The sequence below is a fragment of the Natronorubrum amylolyticum genome (assembly GCF_052040145.1).
Classification (GTDB): domain Archaea; phylum Halobacteriota; class Halobacteria; order Halobacteriales; family Natrialbaceae; genus Natronorubrum.
The window spans coordinates 1-1,022 of record NZ_JBPPFW010000011.1 but is presented as its reverse complement, the minus strand read 5'-3'; the positions used below and the strand labels follow the sequence as shown (position 1 = coordinate 1,022).

Below are 1,022 nucleotides of genomic sequence, written 5' to 3'. Positions count from 1 at the left end.
CCGGCGCCATAGGATGTGGCTGCGGCCGATTAGGTAGACGGTGGGGTAACGGCCCACCGTGCCGATAATCGGTACGGGTTGTGAGAGCAAGAGCCCGGAGACGGTATCTGAGACAAGATACCGGGCCCTACGGGGCGCAGCAGGCGCGAAACCTTTACACTGCACGCCAGTGCGATAAGGGGACTCCGAGTGCGAGGGCATATAGTCCTCGCTTTTCACCACCGTAGGAAGGTAGTGGAATAAGTGCTGGGCAAGACCGGTGCCAGCCGCCGCGGTAATACCGGCAGCACGAGTGATGACCGCTATTATTGGGCCTAAAGCGTCCGTAGCTGGCCGCGCAAGTCTATCGGGAAATCTGCTCGCCTAACGAGCAGGCGTCCGGTGGAAACTGTGTGGCTTGGGACCGGAAGATCCAGAGGGTACGTCCGGGGTAGGAGTGAAATCCCGTAATCCTGGACGGACCGCCGGTGGCGAAAGCGCTCTGGAAGGACGGATCCGACGGTGAGGGACGAAAGCTCGGGTCACGAACCGGATTAGATACCCGGGTAGTCCGAGCTGTAAACGATGTCTGCTAGATGTGCCACAGGCTACGAGCCTGTGGTGTGTCGTAGGGAAGCCGAGAAGCAGACCGCCTGGGAAGTACGTCCGCAAGGATGAAACTTAAAGGAATTGGCGGGGGAGCACTACAACCGGAGGAGCCTGCGGTTTAATTGGACTCAACGCCGGACATCTCACCAGCATCGACAATGTGCAGTGACGGTCAGTGTGATGAGCTTACCTGAGCCATTGAGAGGAGGTGCATGGCCGCCGTCAGCTCGTACCGTGAGGCGTCCTGTTAAGTCAGGCAACGAGCGAGACCCGCACCCTTAATTGCCAGCAGCACCCTTGTGGTGGCTGGGTACATTAAGAGGACTGCCAGTGCCAAACTGGAGGAAGGAACGGGCAACGGTAGGTCAGTATGCCCCGAATGTGCTGGGCGACACGCGGGCTACAATGGCCACGACAGTGGGATGCAACCCCGA

At 59.3% G+C, this 1,022-nt stretch carries 1 rRNA gene; it reads left to right on the top strand.

The features are described 5' to 3' along the window. Window positions 1–1,022: ribosomal RNA gene (locus tag ACSFDB_RS20990) — 16S ribosomal RNA — on the top strand; the annotation flags it as partial.